This window comes from Devosia marina, assembly GCF_009758415.1.
Lineage (GTDB): Bacteria > Pseudomonadota > Alphaproteobacteria > Rhizobiales > Devosiaceae > Devosia > Devosia marina.
On the sequence record NZ_WQRF01000003.1, the window covers coordinates 369054 to 387125 of the forward strand.

Annotated in this window: 20 protein-coding genes; 12 read left to right on the forward strand and 8 right to left on the reverse strand. The window is 62.1% G+C overall.

The features are described 5' to 3' along the window. Positions 1-121 precede the first annotated feature (121 nt). The 3 genes from GO014_RS12780 to sciP all read left to right on the forward strand — a co-directional run bounded on the left by GO014_RS12780 (position 122) and on the right by sciP (position 2950). Entirely contained in the window at positions 122-1771 is a 1650-nt protein-coding gene (locus GO014_RS12780; RefSeq protein WP_157290729.1) for a flagellar hook-length control protein FliK, read from the forward strand. Between the two features lie 13 nt (positions 1772-1784). Then, positions 1785-2483, forward strand: coding sequence for a flagellar hook assembly protein FlgD (locus GO014_RS12785; protein WP_157290731.1), 699 nt, complete (start codon positions 1785-1787; stop codon positions 2481-2483). 188 nt (positions 2484-2671) lie between these two features. Beyond that, complete coding sequence (gene sciP, locus GO014_RS12790) at positions 2672-2950, forward strand: CtrA inhibitor SciP (protein ID WP_035085775.1); 279 nt, start codon at positions 2672-2674, stop codon at positions 2948-2950. 71 nt (positions 2951-3021) lie between these two features. Here the strand turns inward: sciP and GO014_RS12795 are convergent, their stop codons facing one another. Further along, positions 3022-3642 (reverse strand): glutathione S-transferase family protein, encoded by a 621-nt coding sequence (locus GO014_RS12795; protein ID WP_179952970.1) that lies wholly within the window; start codon positions 3640-3642, stop codon positions 3022-3024. A 155-nt stretch (positions 3643-3797) separates the two neighbouring features. Between GO014_RS12795 and fliF the strand changes: the two genes are divergently transcribed. Genes fliF through flhA form a run of 6 tightly spaced genes read left to right on the forward strand, consistent with a single transcriptional unit; the run spans position 3798 to position 11042 of the window. After that, positions 3798-5429, forward strand: a complete 1632-nt coding sequence (fliF, locus tag GO014_RS12800) for a flagellar basal-body MS-ring/collar protein FliF (RefSeq protein WP_343030941.1) — start codon at positions 3798-3800, stop codon at positions 5427-5429. A gap of 5 nt (positions 5430-5434) precedes the next feature. Further along, positions 5435-6520 (forward strand): flagellar motor switch protein FliG, encoded by a 1086-nt coding sequence (gene fliG, locus GO014_RS12805; RefSeq protein ID WP_157290734.1) that lies wholly within the window; start codon positions 5435-5437, stop codon positions 6518-6520. Between the two features lie 4 nt (positions 6521-6524). Beyond that, positions 6525-7184 carry a FliH/SctL family protein gene (locus GO014_RS12810; RefSeq protein ID WP_157290735.1) on the forward strand — a complete coding sequence of 220 codons (660 nt, stop codon included), beginning with the start codon at positions 6525-6527 and terminating at the stop codon, positions 7182-7184. Between the two features lie 50 nt (positions 7185-7234). Beyond that, positions 7235-7525, forward strand: a complete 291-nt coding sequence (gene fliN, locus GO014_RS12815; RefSeq protein WP_246204621.1) for a flagellar motor switch protein FliN — start codon at positions 7235-7237, stop codon at positions 7523-7525. Positions 7526-7540: 15 nt separating this feature from the next. Further along, positions 7541-8908 carry a sigma-54-dependent transcriptional regulator FlbD gene (flbD, locus tag GO014_RS12820; protein ID WP_157290739.1) on the forward strand — a complete coding sequence of 456 codons (1368 nt, stop codon included), beginning with the start codon at positions 7541-7543 and terminating at the stop codon, positions 8906-8908. A gap of 13 nt (positions 8909-8921) precedes the next feature. Beyond that, complete coding sequence (gene flhA, locus GO014_RS12825; protein WP_157290740.1) at positions 8922-11042, forward strand: flagellar biosynthesis protein FlhA; 2121 nt, start codon at positions 8922-8924, stop codon at positions 11040-11042. Here the strand turns inward: flhA and GO014_RS12830 are convergent. The 4 genes from GO014_RS12830 to GO014_RS12845 form a co-directional block, all read right to left on the reverse strand. Further along, complete coding sequence (locus tag GO014_RS12830; RefSeq protein WP_157290741.1) at positions 11039-11536, reverse strand: DUF305 domain-containing protein; 498 nt, start codon at positions 11534-11536, stop codon at positions 11039-11041. The two genes, flhA and GO014_RS12830, sit on opposite strands and share 4 nt — an antisense overlap. Positions 11537-11592: 56 nt before the next feature. Continuing rightward, on the reverse strand, positions 11593-12054 hold the full coding sequence (locus GO014_RS12835) for an AAA family ATPase (RefSeq protein ID WP_157290742.1): 462 nt from the start codon (positions 12052-12054) through the stop codon (positions 11593-11595). Continuing rightward, positions 12051-12662: a LysE family translocator gene (locus GO014_RS12840; RefSeq protein WP_157290743.1), complete on the reverse strand. Its 612-nt coding sequence runs from the start codon at positions 12660-12662 to the stop codon at positions 12051-12053. The genes GO014_RS12835 and GO014_RS12840 overlap by 4 nt, the downstream gene beginning before the upstream one ends. A gap of 63 nt (positions 12663-12725) precedes the next feature. Beyond that, entirely contained in the window at positions 12726-12920 is a 195-nt protein-coding gene (locus GO014_RS12845) for a DUF2934 domain-containing protein (RefSeq protein ID WP_116590139.1), read from the reverse strand. Positions 12921-13025: 105 nt separating this feature from the next. Here GO014_RS12845 and GO014_RS12850 point away from each other — a divergent pair, with 105 nt between their 5' ends. Further along, positions 13026-14105 (forward strand): zinc-binding metallopeptidase family protein, encoded by a 1080-nt coding sequence (locus GO014_RS12850; RefSeq protein WP_157290744.1) that lies wholly within the window; start codon positions 13026-13028, stop codon positions 14103-14105. Here GO014_RS12850 and GO014_RS12855 read toward each other — a convergent pair. Further along, positions 14089-15120, reverse strand: a complete 1032-nt coding sequence (locus GO014_RS12855; protein ID WP_157290745.1) for an RluA family pseudouridine synthase — start codon at positions 15118-15120, stop codon at positions 14089-14091. The two genes, GO014_RS12850 and GO014_RS12855, sit on opposite strands and share 17 nt — an antisense overlap. Here GO014_RS12855 and GO014_RS12860 point away from each other — a divergent pair. Then, positions 15119-15466 carry a DUF6476 family protein gene (locus GO014_RS12860; RefSeq protein WP_116590035.1) on the forward strand — a complete coding sequence of 116 codons (348 nt, stop codon included), beginning with the start codon at positions 15119-15121 and terminating at the stop codon, positions 15464-15466. The two genes, GO014_RS12855 and GO014_RS12860, sit on opposite strands and share 2 nt — an antisense overlap. A 34-nt stretch (positions 15467-15500) precedes the next feature. On the opposite strand, the gene GO014_RS12865 is transcribed toward GO014_RS12860, so the two are convergent. Together GO014_RS12865 and GO014_RS12870 are read right to left on the reverse strand one after the other, a co-directional pair. Then, positions 15501-16673, reverse strand: coding sequence for a coiled-coil domain-containing protein (locus tag GO014_RS12865; RefSeq protein WP_157290746.1), 1173 nt, complete (start codon positions 16671-16673; stop codon positions 15501-15503). Between the two features lie 182 nt (positions 16674-16855). Then, positions 16856-17425, reverse strand: coding sequence for a DUF1134 domain-containing protein (locus GO014_RS12870; protein WP_116590033.1), 570 nt, complete (start codon positions 17423-17425; stop codon positions 16856-16858). 124 nt (positions 17426-17549) lie between these two features. Between GO014_RS12870 and GO014_RS12875 the strand changes: the two genes are divergently transcribed. Continuing rightward, on the forward strand, positions 17550-18017 hold the full coding sequence (locus tag GO014_RS12875; RefSeq protein ID WP_116590032.1) for a YHS domain-containing (seleno)protein: 468 nt from the start codon (positions 17550-17552) through the stop codon (positions 18015-18017). Positions 18018-18072 lie beyond the last annotated feature (55 nt).

Genomic DNA, 18072 nt, shown 5'->3' on the forward strand with positions numbered 1-18072 from the left:
ATCATGCGCCAGCCCGATCCCTTAAGTCTCTGAAAATACGCGTGCATTGCCTCAAACGCAATGTGGCAAGCCTCTTGCATTGCACTGTCCGGATGAGTGTTTTGTTCAAGGGCGCCCCAAGTTGGCATCACATCTGACGATAATCAGCGGCACCAGTGCCTCCGGCGCAATCGGCAAGGCTTTTGCCGGCCAGTCCGCTGCCGCACGGGACGCAACCAGCGCGCCCAGCGGTCTGCTCGGCCTGTTCGCGGCCCTGCTGGGCAATGCCGGGGTGGAAACCAGCGCAACCGTGCCGGCGCCCGTGCCCGGAGCCAATTCCGGTCAGCCCAATTCAACTTTCGATCTGGTCGAACTGTTCCGCTTGGGCTTAGCGGCAAGTTCGGGCGAAACCACCTCAGACGAACAAGCCGATCCCGAAGTCCTGGCGGCCGCCATCGACCAGACCGCAATTCCCGCCAACCCCGCGCCCATGGTGGACTTTGTCGAGGCGCTGAGCGCGCTCAAGACCAGCCTGGATCAGGGGGAAACGCTCGACCCGGAACTGCTCGAACAGGTGGAAACCGCGCTTGCCGATCTGGCTGAGGCCCTGGGTCTCGATATCGAGGCGCTGACCGTTCCCGAAGATTTCGCTGCCCTGCTCGAAACCACCGGTGAGGATGACACGGGTCTGGCCGGCGCGATGACCCAGTTGCTGGCGCCGCTTGCCCAGTCCCTCTCGACCGCACAGTCGGCGACCGATGCAGAAAATGTCCGCGCAGCCTCTGATGCCAGCGCGCTACTCAAGGCGCTGGGCGACAAGCTCGGGGCCCTGCTGGCGGCCCTGGCAGACGGCGATGTGCCGGCCGAGAAACTGACCGCCCTGGGTATGACGCCGGGGCAGCCGCTCGACGCCGAGATTGAAGCCGCACTAGGGCGCTTTGCCGCCGGAATGACCCAGCACGCTGCCAGCGTGCCCGAAGAGCCATTGCTGGCCACGCCAACACTGAAAGTCAGTGAGCCAGTGCTGTCCGGCAAGACTGCCGACACGCCGGACCCATTGGACATGTCCAACCCGGGCACGAACAAAACCACAACCACCACTGAAGAATTCGATACATCGGACCAACAGCGCGAAAACAATGGTCAATCCGCCGCCGATCGCGGCCGGGAGCGCGTAGAGCCCGGCAACCGCGAGGCGCGCAGCGGCAATGCGGCAGCCACGGCACCTGTCGACGCGTCGAACACCCCTGCGCCCTCTGCCGATGCCAGCGCGCAGGCCACCAACGCCTCCCGCGTTGATGCGGCGGCCAATCCGCGCATCATCCAGGCCGGCTACCAGACCAGCCAGCAGCAGCTCAACCTGCCTCAGATCGCCTTCGAACTCGCTCGCCAGGTTCACGACGGCAATACCCGTTTCCAGATCCGTCTCGACCCACCAGAGTTAGGCCGCATCGATGTCCGTCTCGACATCAATGAATCTGGCCAGGTCAACGCCCGGCTGGTGGTGGAAAAGGCCGAAACACTCGACCTGATGCAGCGCGACCAGCGAGGACTGGAACGCGCTCTGCAGCAGGCAGGTCTGGACAGCGCAAAGACCAATCTCGAATTTTCGTTGAAGCAGAATCCCTTCGCCGGCCAGCAGGGCCAGATGGGGGATGGCAAGGACGGCAATGGCCCGTTTGGGACAAGCGACGACAACGGCCAGGCTGGCGAGGCGGGTGAAGAACCTCCTCCCATGGTCAATCTGTATCGCGGTGCCCTGACGGCCAGCGGCGTCAACATCACGGTGTAAGGAGTAAACGTCCATGGCAGTCGATGGCGTAGCATCCAGTTCATCCAACGGCGCGGTCTCCTCCGCCCGTTCAACGATTGCTGGCAATTTCGACACCTTCCTGTCGATCCTGACGACCCAACTCAAGAACCAGAACCCGCTCGATCCGCTCGATACCAATCAGTTCACCGCGCAATTGGTGCAGTTCTCGGGGGTCGAACAACAGCTTAAGACGAACGAGTTTCTTGAGGCACTGCTGCTCAACACCCAGACCAGTTACCGCGCCGATGCTGTCTCCTATATCGGCAAGCAGGTTTCAGCCTCGGGCGAAACCGCCGAATTGGTCGATGGCGGTGCCTATTGGGCCTACAATGCAGATGCCAATGTCGCCAATGCTACGGTCAATATCAAGGACGCGGCCGGCAATGTGGTCTATACCGAAACCGGTTCGCTCAATGCCGGTCCCGGAACTTTCCTTTGGGATGGCGTCGGATCGGACGGCAATAATAGACCCGACGGCGTCTACACCATTGAAATCAAGGGCACCAATTTGGCTGGTAATGCGGTCAAGGTGTCCACCTCCTCGTTCGGCATTGTTACCGGAGTGGACTTCTCCGGGGCCGAACCGATGCTGACCGTGGGCAAGAACAAGGTCGCCCTGTCTGACGTCACCGATATTCGACTAGCCAGCGCAACCCCACCGAAGGACGGAGAGGGTGACGACGCAACGTAACCTTAACGTGCGCCGTTGTCGCTGTGGCTTCTGGGGCGGTCCGGCGGGCCGCCCCTTTCCGTTGCGCTGCAATCAATTGATTGAAACCGCTGGCGTTTCTTAACCTGTTGTAAGTTTCCCCTTAGGGGTATCTTAAGCTCACTGCCCTACTCTCAGGCTCATATGGTCAGGTTTGAGTAGAGAGTAAAATGACCGTACAGATGCGTCCTCGCGTGAAGTACGTTATTGGCCCCGACGGCAGCCCGCTGACAATTGCGGATCTTCCTCCAGCCAATACGAGACGGTGGGTAATCCGCCGCAAGGCAGAAGTTGTCGCCGCCGTTCGCGGTGGTCTGCTCAGCCTCGAAGAGGCGTGTGAGCGTTATACGCTCAGCGTCGATGAATTCCTCAACTGGCAGGCCGCCATCGACAAGCATGGCCTTGCCGGTCTCAGGACAACTTGGATTCAGCACTACAGGGAAGGCTGACGCCTTCTCTGGCCGATTTCAGGCTGCCTCACACAAGCCCGCCGGATTCTTCCGGCGGGTTTCTTTCGTCATCAGGGCGTGGCGTTCGTCAGCCACTCGGCCGCTGCCGGACGGGCCTTCATGCGATTGTAATAGGCTTCACAGGCCGGCATGGGTGCGTGCTCAAAGGGTATCGCGAACCAGCGGTGCAGCCCCAGCGTGATCGCTATGTCGGCCAGCGAGAAGTCATTGCCCACCACGAAATCGCCGCTCTTGGCCAGATGGGCTTCGATGATGTTCATCTTGCCCGTCCAGGCCGCGATATTGTCCGCCAATTTCTGACTGTCATCGAACCCCGGCGCCTTGCGAATGATCGACATAAGCGGATAGGCCCAGTTGGACCCCATCTCGTTATTCTGCCAAAGCACCCACTGCATCACGAGGCCCTGCTGGCGCGCCTCCCCGGGCAGCAGCGAGCCCCCTGCCTTGCGGTTGAGATAGAGCATGATCGCCAGACTCTCCCAGAGCACGAACTCCTCCTCGACCAGTACCGGCACCTGCGCATTGGGGTTGAGCGCCATGAATTCGGGCACCTTGGGATCGCGATTGGGCATGCCCCAGTCTTCATGCTCGTAGGCAAGACCCAGTTCGCCCGCCGCCCAGGTGGCCTTGCGCACGTTGATGGACGTTACCCGCCCCAGAATCCGCATCATGTCCATTCACCTCTTGTTAACCCGACCCGGCAGTTCTTGCCTAAAATCGCAAGTTGCAACAGCCAGTTAATACATTGTTTACCATCCACTAGGTAATTTTTGCCCATCGGTCATGGGGGCTCCTCGACCGTTTACAAACGGACCGGGTCTGCCGCGTGGAAAGTCTAACACAACTCATCAACCGCATCGGCCTGCCGCGCATTGCCGCCATGGCTCTGGTCGCTGTGTTGATGCTCGGCTTTTTCGGCTTCCTGATCATGCGGGCGCAGACGCCGAACCTGGCGCCGCTCTATTCAGGACTGAGCCTGGAAGATTCCTCGGCCATCGTCACAGAGCTGCAAACCCTCAACATTCCCTACGAACTGCGGGGTGAGGGCGACACCATTCTGGTGCCACGTGACCAAATCACCACCATGCGCATGACGCTTGCCGGCGAGGGTCTGCCGACGCGCGGCCAGGTCGGCTATGAGATCTTCGACCAGCAATCGACCCTGGGTGCCACCAGCTTCGTACAGAACATCAACAATGTCCGGGCGCTCGAAGGCGAGTTGGCCCGCACCATCGGCTCGCTCAACCGAATCACCGGCGCCCGCGTGCATCTGGTGCTGCCCGAGCGCGAATTGTTCCGCCGCGAACGCCAGGACCCCTCTGCCTCCATCGTCCTGACCACTCGAGGCGAATTGTCCACCGGAGAAATTCGCGCCATCCAGCATCTGGTGGCCTCGGCCATCGAAGGGCTGACACCAAGCCGTGTGTCCATCGTCGACGAACAGGGCACCCTGCTGGCCTCGGGCACGGGCGAGGACGTCGCCGGCGTCATGACCGCGCAGAATGACGAGCGCACCCTGGGTTTCGAAAACCGGATGCGGACGCGGGTCGAGGACATGCTGGCCAATGTTGTCGGGGCTGGTCGCGCGCGCGTCGAGGTTGCCGCGGAACTGGACTTCAACCGCTCCACCACAACTCAGGAGCTATTCGATCCCGAAAGCCAGGTGGTGCGCTCCACCCAGACGCGGGAGAGCGAGAACCTGTCCGGCGGCAATAATGGCCAGGTGACGGTGGCCAATGAACTGCCTGGCGCCAATCAGAACAATGGAGCGGGCGGCGTCACCGAGCAGGGCACCTCGACCGAGGAGGTCATCAACTACGAAATTTCCAAGACCACCCAGACCGCTGTGACCGAGGCCGGAGCCGTCAAGCGCCTGTCTGTGGCGGTGGTGGTCGACGGCACCTATACCGACGATGGTGCGGGCAACATGGCCTACACCCCGCGTACTGCCGACGAAATCGCGCAAATCCAGACCCTGGTGCGCTCAGCCGTCGGCTTCTCGGCCGATCGTGGCGACAGTGTCGAAGTGGTTAACATGCAGTTCGCCGAGCGCCCCGAGCTGGCGCCGCTGGGCACCGAGGCCGGCGCAGGCCTGCTCGACTTCACCCGCGATGACCTGATGAACGGCGCCGAGATGGCTGTGACCCTGCTGATCGCACTGGCCCTGGTGTTCTTCGTCATGCGCCCGCTGCTCAAGAAGGTCCTGACCCCCGAAACCCAGCCCCTGGCTCTCCCCGAGGCCGCAGAGGTCAGCCATCACGGCGTCCTGGGCGCCAATGGACAGGTTATTCCGGAAATCGAGGAGGCCCCGCGCGACAAGACGCCTGCCTGGGTGGCCAACGCCAAATCCATGGGCGAAACCCAGCTCCAGACGCTTCAGACCGTCGGGGCGCTGGTTGAAGAAAACCCCAGACAGGCTGCGCTGATCGTGCGTGACTGGCTGGGCAACGCGGCGTAGTAGCAATGGCCCTGGTATCTCAATCCAACGACGAAAAAGTCCCAGCTGGCGCCTCGGCGCCCGTGGGCGCGCAGCTTCAGGTCGGCGGCGAACAGCGGGTACTGACTGGCGATGAGAAGGCTGCCGCGCTCCTGCTTGCGCTTGGTCCCGACTACGGCAAGCCGATTTTTGACGAACTCGACGAACTCGAGGTGAAGCAGCTTTCCCGCGCCATGGTGCGGCTGGGACCGATTACCCAGGAAATGCTCGATGACCTGATGATCGAGTTCGTTACCACCATCTCGTCCAATGGCTCACTCTCGGGCAACACCGATTCGACTGAGCGCCTGCTCCTGAGCTTTCTGCCCCAGGACAAGGTCGACGCCATCATGGAGGAAATCCGTGGCCCGGCCGGTCGTAACATGTGGGAGAAACTCTCCAACGTGCAGGCCGATGTGCTGGCCGCCTATCTCAAGAACGAATACCCCCAGACCATCGCCGTGGTGCTCTCCAAGATCGCCACCGAACATGCCTCCAAGGTGCTCGCCGTGCTGCCCGAAGAGCTGGCCATGGACGTGGTAGCCCGCATGCTCGGCCTCGACCCGGTGCAAAAGGAAATTCTCGAAAAGATCGAGATGACTTTGCGCACCGAATTCATGTCGACCCTGAACCACACCAAGCGCCGCGACAGTCACGAACAGATGGCCGAAATCTTCAACGCCTTCGACCGCCAAACCGAGGCTCGCTTCATTACCAATCTCGAAGAGGTCAATCGCGACGACGCCGAGCGTATCAAGCAGTTGATGTTCACCTTCGAGGATCTGGCCAAGCTCGACATGTCGGCGATCCAAACCCTGCTCTCCAAGCTCGACAAGCGCGAACTCGCCCTGGCGCTCAAAGGCGCCAACGACTCGGTCAAGGACAGTTTCTTCAACAACATGTCGAGCCGCGCCGCCAAGATGCTGCAGGACGACATGGCCGGTATGGGTCCCGTGCGCCTTAAGGATGTCGACGAAGCCCAGACCCGCATGGTCGCCACCGCCAAGGATCTCGCCGCCAAGGGCGAAATCCTGATCATGAAGTCCAAAGCCGACGATCAGATGATTGCGTGACACCATGGCCCAACCCGCACGCTTCACCTTTGACCTTGATCTCGAACCTCGCTCATCCGCCAAGCGGCAGGCGCCGACGCCCGTCCCGTCAATTCCCGAGGACGTGGTAGCCCAATTGATCGCCAATGCGCGCGAAGAGGCCTATGCCGAAGGCCTCAAGGCCGGCGAGCAGAACGCTGCCTCCATGGCCGCCCAGACCATCGCGGCGGCGGCCGGCACGTTGGCAACCCAGAGTATGGAATCGGCCAGGGCGCTTGACGCCGCCCGCGCCGACCATCACCAGCAGGCAGTGGAACTGGCCCTGAGCATTGGCCGCAAACTGGCGCTGCATCTGTTGGCGCGCTTTCCGCTGACCGAGCTCGAAGCGCTGATTTCCGAATGTCTGCCCAGTCTCAATGGCGTGCCCCATCTGGTGATACGTTGCCATCCTGACCTGGCCGACGCCATCCGTGACACGGCCACCGCCCAGATGTCCCATTCCGGCTTTACCGGCCGTCTGGTTGTCATGGGCGACCCCGAAATTCGCCTTGGCGACGGCCGGCTCGAATGGGTCGATGGCGGCCTCGTGCGCGATATCGCCGACACCGCCCGCCAGGTCGATCACCAGATCGCCACCTATCTCGCTGCCCGCGCAAGCGGCCAAAGCAAGGAGAACGGTCAATGACCGAGCCCGAAAACGACATCGACGCCGCCGAAGGCTTCAACCTCAGCGAAATGGATGCCCCCGAGCGCAACGGACGTGGAGAGGCGCATGTCGAGCGCACCGCCGCTGATCTTGAAGCGGTGTTCGACGTGCCTGTCCGCGTCTCGGTCGTTCTGGGCCGCACCAAGATGCCGGTCTCAAGCCTGCTCAAGCTCGACACCGGCACGGTGATCGAACTGGACCGCCAAGTCGGGGAGGCGGTCGAAATCTTCATCAACGAGCGTCTGGTGGCGCGCGGCGAGATCGTGCTGGTCGAAGACCGGCTCGGCGTTACCATGACCGAAATCATCAAGCCGCAATAAGGGAAGACCACGATCATGCGATTGCTCATTATCGGGGCCCTGGAAGGCCAGCTTTCAACAGCAACCAAGATGGCCATGGATGGCGGCGCCAAGGTGGCCCATGCCCCTTCGATCGAAATCGCGCTGGCCTCGCTGCGCGCCGGCAAGGGCGCCGATCTGCTGTTGGTCGATGTGATGATGGACATTGCGGGGCTGATCGCGGGGCTGGAAGCCGAGCGCATCGCCATTCCAGTCGTCGCCTGCGGCGTCGAGACCAATGCGGCAGCGGCCGTCAACGCCATTCGCGCCGGTGCCAAGGAATATATCCCCCTACCGCCCGACGCCGAACTGATCGCCGCCGTTATCGCCGCCGTCGCCCGGGAGAGCTCTGATTTTCTCTACCGCGACCCCGCCATGGAACGTGTGGTCAAGATGGCCGAGCAGGTCGCCGGCTCGGAAGCCTCCATCCTCATCACCGGCGAGAGCGGCACCGGCAAAGAAGTCGTTGCCAAATATGTGCATGGCCGCTCCAAACGCGCCAGCAAGCCCTTCATCTCTGTCAATTGCGCGGCCATCCCCGAAGCGCTGCTGGAAAGCGAGCTGTTCGGCCATGAAAAGGGCGCCTTCACCGGCGCCATCGCCCGCCGCATCGGCAAATTCGAGGAAGCCTCGGGCGGCACCCTGCTGCTCGATGAAATCTCGGAAATGGACGTGCGCCTGCAGGCCAAGCTGTTGCGCGCCATTCAGGAGAGGATCATCGACCGCGTCGGTGGCACCAAGCCCGTGCCGGTCGATATCCGCATTCTGGCGACCTCCAACCGCAATCTGAACGAAGCCGTGCGCGAAGGCAGCTTCCGCGAAGACCTGCTGTTCCGGCTCAACGTCGTCAATCTCAAGCTGCCGCCCCTGCGCGAGCGGCCCGGCGATATCATTGCCCTGTCCGAACACTTCGTCGCCAAATATGCCAAGGCCAATGGCCTGCCCCCGCGCAACCTTTCCCCCGAGGCGCGCGACGCGCTGGTCAAGGCGCCCTGGCCGGGCAATGTGCGTGAGTTGGAAAACACCCTGCACCGCGCCGTTCTGCTTTCTTCGGGCGACATTATCGGCCCCGATGCCATCGTGCTGCCCGACGGCATGGGCCTGAGCGAAGCAGCCAGGGCGGCCTCCCCGGCCGCCCAGCTTGCCCAGACTGCCGAAGCCATGAACCGCGCTTTGGTGGGCCGCACCGTGGCCGATGTGGAACGCGATCTGATCCTGGATACCCTCGACCACACGCTGGGCAATCGCACCCACGCCGCCAACATTCTGGGAATCTCGATCCGCACCTTGCGAAACAAGCTCAACCAATATGCCGACGAGGGTGTGCATGTGCCCGAGCCGGGCGACAAGCGCGGCGCCGCGTGAGGCAGGCCATTAAATGACCGACGTCCCGTCCGGCAAACCACCAGGCTTTTCATTGCCTTCGATCGCGAAGGTAATCGAGACCCTGCGCTCGGGCGATATCGCGCTCGCCACTGGCGTCATGGCGCTGATCGTCATCCTGATCGTGCCCATGCCGCCGATCCTGGTGGATATGCTGCTGGCCATCTCGATCGTCTTTTCGGTGATGATCCTGATGACGTCGCTGTTCATTCAAAAGCCACTGGAATTCTCGTCTTTTCCGACCGTCCTGCTGATTGCCACCATGCTGCGGCTTGGTCTCAATCTGGCGACCACACGGCTTATCCTGTCCGACGGCCACAATGGCACCGGCGCCGCCGGCAATGTCATCGAGGCTTTCGGCAGCTTCGTGACCGCCGGCAATTTCGTCATCGGCATCGTCGTCTTCATCATCCTGGTAATCGTCAATTTCATCGTCATCACCAAGGGCTCGGGACGTATCGCCGAAGTCGCGGCCCGCTTCAGCCTCGACGCCATGCCCGGCAAGCAGATGGCCATCGACGCCGATCTTTCGGCGGGCCTGATCGACGAGGACACCGCCAAGAAGCGCCGCGCCGACCTGGAAGGCGAAAGCGCCTTTTTCGGAAACATGGACGGCGCCTCCAAATTCGTGCGCGGCGACGCCATTGCCGGCCTCATCATCACCTTCATCAACGTTTCCGCCGGCATGCTGATCGGCATCATGCAGCAGGGTCTGGGCTTTCAGGAAGCGGCCAACAACTACACCCTGCTCACCATTGGTGACGGACTGGTCAGTCAGATTCCCGCACTGATCGTCTCGACCGCAGCCGGTATTCTGGTCTCCAAATCCGGCGTGACCGGCGCCGCCGACAAGGCCCTGTCGCTGCAGTTCACCGGCTACCCGCGCGCCCTCGGCATGTCGTCGGCCGTAATGGTCGCCTTGGCGCTGCTGCCCGGCATGCCCATGGTGCCGTTCCTGGCCCTGGCCGGCGGCGTCGGTTATGCCGCCTACCGTGCCGGCAGGGCGAAAGCCGGCCGCCAGGTGGAAGAACAGGCCGAAGAACTCGCCAAGTCAGCGCCCCCACCGCAACCTTCCGAGCCGCCCATCACCGACAGTCTCAAGATCGACGATCTCAAGCTGGAACTGGGCTATGGCCTGTTGAGCCTGGTCAAGGAAGACGAGCAGGGCAATGACCGGCTGACCGAGCAGATTAAGGCGCTGCGTCGTCAGCTTGCGCTCGAACTGGGCTTCGTCATGCCGCCCGTACGCATTCTGGACAACATGCAGCTCGAGCCGAACGACTACAAGGTGCGCATCAAGGAAGTCGAGGCTGGTGCCGGGGAGGTTTATGCCAACCAGCTCATGGTGATGGACCCCTATGGCAACCAGATCGACCTGCCGGGCAATCACACCACCGAGCCCACTTTCGGCTTGCCGGCCACTTGGATCGAACCAGCCCTGCGCGACGAAGCCGAACTGCGCGGCCTCTCGATCATCGATCCCTCGACGGTGATTTCGACCCATCTGACCGAAATCCTCAAGGCCAACGTCTCTGATCTATTGAGCTATGCCAATGTGCAGTCCCTGCTCTCGGGCCTGCCCAAGGATCAGCAGAAGCTGGTCGAGGACCTGGTCCCCGGCCAGATCACCGTGTCCGGCCTGCAGCGCGTGCTCCAGGCCCTGCTGTCCGAGCGCATCTCGATCCGGGACCTCTCGACCATTCTCGAGGCCGTGGCCGAAATCGCCGGCAATGGCCGCTCCGTCGCCACCATCACCGAACATGTCCGCGCCCGCCTCGCCCGGCAGATCTGTGCCGCCAATCTGGGCAGTGACGGCAATCTGCCGCTGCTCACCCTTTCCCCGCAATGGGAGCGGGACTTCGCCGAATCCATGGCTGGTGACGCAGACAATCGGCATCTGGCCATGGCACCAAGCAAGCTGCAGCAATTCATCGGCGCTGTGCAGTCCGCCTATGAGCGCGCTGCCCAGCAGGGCGAATTGCCGGTGCTGATTACCTCACCCTCGATCCGCCCCCATGTCCGCTCGATCATCGAGCGTTTCCGCCCGCAGACCGTGGTGATGAGCCAGAACGAGGTGCATCCGCGCATCCGGCTCAAGACCGTGGGAAGCGTCTAGGGGCCATCCACCGGCTGGGGCGCCAGCACGGGCGCGTCAGCCGGTGGCGGGTTGGCTTCCAGATCTGCAATCAGGGATTTCATCTCGTCGATCTCGCGCACCTGTGCGGCGATGATTTCGTCGGCCAGTTCGCGCACCCGCGCATCACGAATATTGGCATTGGTGCTGGTGAGCACGGCGATGGAGTGGTGCGGGATCATGGCGCGCATATAGTCCACATCGCCCACCAACGCCTGGCTGCGCACCAGAAACAGCGATCCGGCAAAGACCGCAATCGCCCCGGCAATGATGGCAAGGTTGACTGCACGCCCCTTGTACATGGTCCACATGAACCCCAGCATGATCACAGCCATGACCGCGCCCATCAACAGCGCCATCCAGAGCCGGGTCTGGCTATAGAACAGATGATCGGACTGGTATGTATTGAGATACATCAGCCCATACATGACCATGGTTGAGGTCGCGATCATCGCGGCAAAACGCAAATAGCTCATTGGGTCCTCCATTCGGCACGAAGGACCAACGCATGTTGCCTGGCTTTGTTCAGGCCCTAATGGCGATGCACCGCGTTATAGCGCGCCAGCTCGTCCGCATCAGGTACCTGGAACAGTCCGATCCACTCCTTGATCTGCGCCATGGTGATGGGCGGGCTTTCGCGGCCGCGTCGGGTAACGCGCTCCAGCATGATCTCCGCGGGCGCGGTCAGCCAGATCAGCTCAACCCGCGCGCCCAGGGCCCGCGCATCTTCCAACAGAGCCAGCCGCTCTTGGCGCCCCCAGGTCCCCCATTCAATGATGACGCTGAGGCCGGCCGCGAGAAACCGCCGGCCCAGCCGCCATTGCATGGCCTCGATGCTGGCGCGCCGGTCCTCATCCCAGAGATCGAGCTTGAGTTCGTCCATCCAGGCGTCGGGCTCCATCCGCACGCCGCCGGTTCCGGCCTCCAGCGCGGCGGCTCGGGTCGATTTGCCCACCCCGGGCAGGCCCGCGATGATGAACAGCGTCGAGCTCACCGCTGGGTCAGCGCCAGTTTTGCCCCCAGCATCACAAAGGCGGCCGCAAAGCTGCGGCGCATCCAGGTCAGCACCGCCGGGCGCGACATCACCTGGCCGCGAATTGCTGCGGCGAACAGGCCATACAGCGCGAACACCACAAAGGTCATGGCCATAAACACACCGCTCAATTCGAGCATCCGCATGACCGCATTCTGCGTGCCCGTCGGCACGAATTGCGGCAGGAACGCGAAGAAGAAAATGGAGAGCTTGGGATTGAGCAGATTGACCAGCATCACCTCGGCGGCCATGGCGCCAAGCGGCTTTTTCTCCTGCCGTGCCTCGACCGATAGCGCACCGGTCTCCCGCAGCGTCGACCAGGCCATGTAGAGGAGATAAGCCACGCCGAGATATTTGATGATATCGAAGGCCAGCGCGCTGGTGTGGAGCACCGCGGCCAGCCCGGTAATTGCGGCCAGCATGTGCGGCACAATGCCGAAGGTGCAGAACAGGGCCGCCCAGAGGCTGGCCCTGCCGCCCCGTCCAAGCCCGGTTGCAATGGTATAAATTGCCCCGGCGCCCGGCGAAATGACAACGATCAGCGTGGTGATCAGAAATTCTATGCTCATCCGGCCCTCCCGCCTGTGCGGGCACTATGCCCGGCTCAAACGGGTTAGGCCAGAGGAGCCAGTCTAGCCCAGACCACCCGGCACAACGGGCGGCAGATCAAGCTTTGACGCCTCTGCCGAGGTATCAACCTCGTCTTCCTCGGCCAGCTCGCGCTCGGCTTGATACCAGAATTCCTCCTCACGCCCCTCGGGCTGTCCGGCCTGGTCCCACAGCTGATAGGCGCGGTCGCGAATCTTGTCCTGCTCGACACTATGCATCTTGTCCTCCTTGGTCATGCCTATAAAACGCACGCCAACCCATACAGTTGCTGTGGAACAAGCATGTGACCGGGCGCATTATGGCTGCGAAGTCGAGGGCGACCGATGAAACTGTTTTCCTGCATCCATTGTGGCAACACGGTCTATTTTGAGAACGCGGTCTGCGAGCGTTGCGGCCATCAATTGGGTTATCTGCCGGACCGCTCCGCCTTGGTATCCCTGGTCGAGGATGGTGGGCTGTGGAGTTCGCCGGCCATTGCCGAGGACGCCTTCGTGTTCTGCGCCAACGCCGCGCATGGCGCCTGCAACTGGCTGATCCCGGCCGAGGCGGGTGGCGACATCTATTGCGCCGCCTGCCGTCACAACGAAACCATCCCCGACCTTGCCAATCCGGCCAATCTGCGCCGCTGGCAGACCATTGAGCGCGCCAAGAAGCGCCTGTTCTATTCCCTGATCCGGCTGGACCTGCCGTTGCACACCCGCGACGAGGACAGCCAGCATGGCCTCGCCTTCCGCTTTCTCGCCGACGATGCCCAGACCACCGAGCGCGTGATGACCGGCCACGACAATGGCATCATCACCATTGCCCTGAGCGAGGCCGATGATGCCGAGCGCGAATATCGGCGCACCAGCATGAATGAGCCCTACCGCACGCTGCTGGGCCATTTCCGCCACGAGATCGGCCATCATTTCTGGGACCTGCTGGTTGCCGAGGGGCCGGCCCTTGCGGCCTTCCGCAGCCTGTTCGGCGACGAGCGCCAGGACTATGCCCAGGCACTGGACACCTACTACGCCAATGGCGCGCCGCAAGGCTGGTCACAGACCCATATCAGCGCCTATGCCACCGCCCACCCCTGGGAGGACTTTGCCGAGACATTCGCGCATGCCCTGCACATCATCGACACTGTCGAAATGGCGGCCGCATTTGGCATTGGCGCGCGTGCCCGGACCGGCGATGCCGGGCTCGACATGGCGCCGGCCGAGCTCGATCCCTATCGCGAGCCGGACATGACAAAGATCATCGACAATTGGGTGCCCCTGGCGAGCCTGATCAACAATCTCAATCGCGCCGTCGGGCAGGCAGACGCCTATCCCTTCGTCCTGTCTCCATCGGTCATCGAGAAACTGGCCTTCATCAACACGCTGGTGCGCCAGAAACCGGGCGCTTTCAGCCCCGCCGTGTGACCTGATCATAGGGCGCCAGCGCATCCTCGAGCGCCTGCAAATCCTCCGGCAATTCGGCCGAGAACAGCATCTCCTCGCCCGTTGTCGGATGCTCAAACCCGAGTTCAGCCGCGTGCAGGGCCTGCCGCCCCAGCGCCTGCACCGCCTCTGCAATTTCGGCCGGCAGCTTGTTGACCTTGGTGGCAAAGCCGGGCGCATAGAGCAGGTCGGACACCAGCGGATGGCCAATATGGGCCATATGCACGCGGATCTGGTGGGTGCGTCCGGTTTCGAGTTGGCACTGGATGCGGGTGACATCCCAGCCCGGCGCACCATAGCGCGCTTCCACAGCATAATGGGTGATCGCCTCGCGTCCATGCTTGATGACGGCCTGCTTCAACCGATTGCCCGGATCGCGGCCCAGCGGTGCATTGACCGTGCCCATGCCCGACTGGGTCGAACCCCAGGCATAGGCGATATAGGCGCGGTGCAACGGCCCCGTGCGCCCGTGATCGGCAAACTGCTCGCTCAAATGCTTGTGCGCCTGCTCGGTCTTGGCGGCGACCATCACCCCTGAGGTGTCCTTATCCAGCCGATGCACGATACCCGGCCGCTTGACCCCGCCAATACCCTTGAGGCTTTCCCCGCAATGAAAGATCAGCGCATTGACCAGCGTGCCCGAAGGTGAGCCGGGCGCGGGATGCACGACCATGCCGACCGGCTTGTTGATGACAATCAGGTTTTCGTCTTCAAACAGGATATCGAGCGGGATGTTTTCGGGCTGCGGGTCCGGATCTTCAGGGGGTGGGGCGACAAGGACGATTGTCTCCCCGGTCTTGAGCCGGTATTTGGGTTCGGCAACCGGGCGGCCGTCGATAGTTACGGCGCCGCCCAGGATGAGATCTTTGATGCGATTGCGGCTCAGCGCGTCATGCGCCCTGGCCAACATGGCATCGAGCCGCCCGCCGCTCATTTCGGCGTCGACCAAAACCTCAATGGGCTCGCCCTCCAAATCGAAATCGGTGTCTTCCGCCATGAGCAATCCTGAACCAAATACGCCGGACGCCGCCGACACTGAATTGTCGCCGGAAGCCAGGGCCATGCTGGGAAAAGCCCGCCGCTCCTTCGCGGTATCCATGGGCATTCTGTTGCTCGGCTTTATGGCGATTGGCTTTGCACTTGTCTATCGCGTCATGCGCGACAGCCCGCCGCCAGCCGTGGCGGAAAGCGTCTCCATCCCCGCCGGTGCCGAGGTGATCTCGGCGCTGAGCACCGATGGCACCATCCAGGTGACCTTCGCTGCCGGTGGCGCGACCATGCTCAATGTGTTTGATGCGGAAACGGGCGAATTGCAGCGCAGCGTGCAGATCGGGGCGGAATGAGGTGCCTTGAGGGCCGGCGGAATACGGCTGAGCCCTAGCGCCCCTGAATTTCCTTGAGGGCCGCCAAACGGTCCGACACCGTACCGCGCTGGGAATTGGCAGGCGTAGGCAACACGTCCAGCCCCTCCCCATCATCGGCAAAGCGCTGAACCCGGTCGAACAGGCTCTCTTCGGGCTGCTGGGCCTGGGCCGGCGCCTCGTGATCGACGGCATACACCAGCCGGCTGACGCTGGCGGCAATGTCGTTGAGTTTTTCGCGCAAGTGCGCTTCCTCGAACCGCTCGGTTTCCCAATCGGCCATGATCGAGGCCTCGACATTGCTCACCTTGGAGCGCAGGCGCTCAAGCTCTTCTTCCATCGAAAGCCTGTCGGCGAGCAATTGCTCGACCCGATCTTCGCTCTTTTCCACCACCTGGCTGGTTTCGGCCAACAGGGCGTTGAGGCGGTTTTCTGCATTGGCAATGCGCGCCTCGGCAGCCACCAGTTCCTCGGCGTCGATCTCGCGTTGCGCTTCACGCCCGGCCAGGGCATCGCGCATCTGGGCAATGGCCGCGCTGGCCTCGGCACTGCGCCGATCGGATTTTCCCAGCCGATCGATCAGGCTATGCGCCTGGTCTTCAAGAAAGGCCGCCCGCTTGCGCTCGATCGCCAGCGCCGCTGTGAGTTGGTCGATATCGCCTTCATAATCGCCAGAGAGGGAAATGCCATCGACCCTGGTCGCCTTGGCAAGCCCGCCCCGCAGGGAATTGCGGAGTGTTTCGACCTCTTCGGCGCGGTCTTCCAGTTCTCGATCACGCTTGCGCAGCCGATTGCCGAGATCGGCGCCTTCCTTTTCCAGTTCGAGAATGCGCGCCCGCAACTCGACTTCGCGTTCTTCAAGCTCTCGAACCACGACGAGGTGTTTTTCGCGCTCCGCCCGGAGCGCGCCCAGATCGGTGCGTTTCTGATTGGCATCGCTCAATTGTTCGGCGAGCCGCTTGCGCAGCGCCTCGACATTCATCTCGAGCCGCCGTGTAGAAAGAGCAAACTCGGCCCGCAACTGGTCCTTGTCGGCCCGGAATTCGGCCATGGTGATGGGGGTAGCCGCTTCGATGCGGCGTTTGGTCAGACGCACGGCCCGCCGCCATACCGCTGGCATGATGATGAGCGCCACCAGCCCTGCAACGAGCAGGCCCAGCGCAAAATACATGATGTTTTCGATCAGCATCGATGCGGCCTCCGGCGGCGCAGGCGCCAGCCTTGGGACAGTCCCTTATCCGGTTTTGGCAGCAAAGACGGGCGGAAACCATCTTTGGCACTGGTTAACCCTAACGGGTTTGTGGCCCGCCGTCACGACAAAGCCGGGACGGTTGTCCCCGGCTTGGCAATGATTTGATTGAGAAAAGCCCGTCAGAAGGGATTCCAGGTCGGCTCTGCAGTGAAGTTGAGATAGCCCACATTGATGCCCAGCCTTGCGCCAACGCCGGAACGGATCGGCACCACCACGACATTGCCGCGTTTGGTCACGGTCATGCCCACGCCGCCGATAACATAGGCGGAGCCATCGACGCCGGGATAGCGCCCCAAAATGTCCTGGATGGTGGAGAGGTTATAGACCAGCATCATCACTTTTGAGCCGTCCCCACCCACATCCAGTCCAATGCTCGGTCCCTGCCAGAAGATTTTGAACTGACCGGCATTGCGCGTGTAAAGCGTGCCCTCGCCATATTTGGCGCCGATGAACAGGGCCCCGCCCGCTTCTTCGCCCAGAATATAGCCATTGGGCTGGCCATACTGGCCCACGGCGCGCTCAACCACCGAGGCCAGGCCCTGCGCGGCAGAGCCGAAGAACTCGCGGCCGCTTTCTACCAGCTCCTCACCCGAAAATGTATCGCTCAGCGACCCCTGGGCGAGCGCGGGGGCGTTGAAGGCCATTAGAGCACCAATCAGGGCGGCAAACTGGGCAAGGCGCTTGAACATGGCATATCTCCCGTGTCGATCGCTGCCCTTACGAAGACCTTAAGGTCTTGGCCCCTAGTCTTGGACCCGGCATTCCCGATCATTTGGGCCAATCATGCAGCATATCTCTAAACAAATCTTAACCATGATCGCCCTTGTTCTGCCGCTTTTCGGGCCCTTTCCGGCCACGGTTCAGCAAAGCCTGGCCCAATCCATCGTCACCTATGTGCTGACCGACCCACTGACCGGGCAGGCGATCGGCGGCATGGATCCGGTCTCCTATTTCACCGAACCGGCTCCCCTGCCCGGCCGGCCCGATTTCGAGCTAGTCTGGAAAGGTGCACCCTTCCAGTTCGCCAATGCCGCCAATATGGAAATCTTCCGGCGCAATCCGGAAATCTATGCGCCCCAATATGGCGGGCATGGTGCCATGAGCATGTCGCGCGGCTTTGTTTCCGATGCCGACCCGCTGATCTACACAGTCTTCAAGCAGCGCCTCTTCATGTTCTATTCGGCCGCCAATCGCGAAGCATTTCTATTGGCGCCGGATGCCGCGGCCCTACGCGGCCAGGAACATTGGACCACCCTGTCCAAAACGCTCTCGACCCGGTAGTGCGCTGCCCTCGGGCGCTTTATTGTCCCAGTACTGATTCTCGCCGCCATTCTGC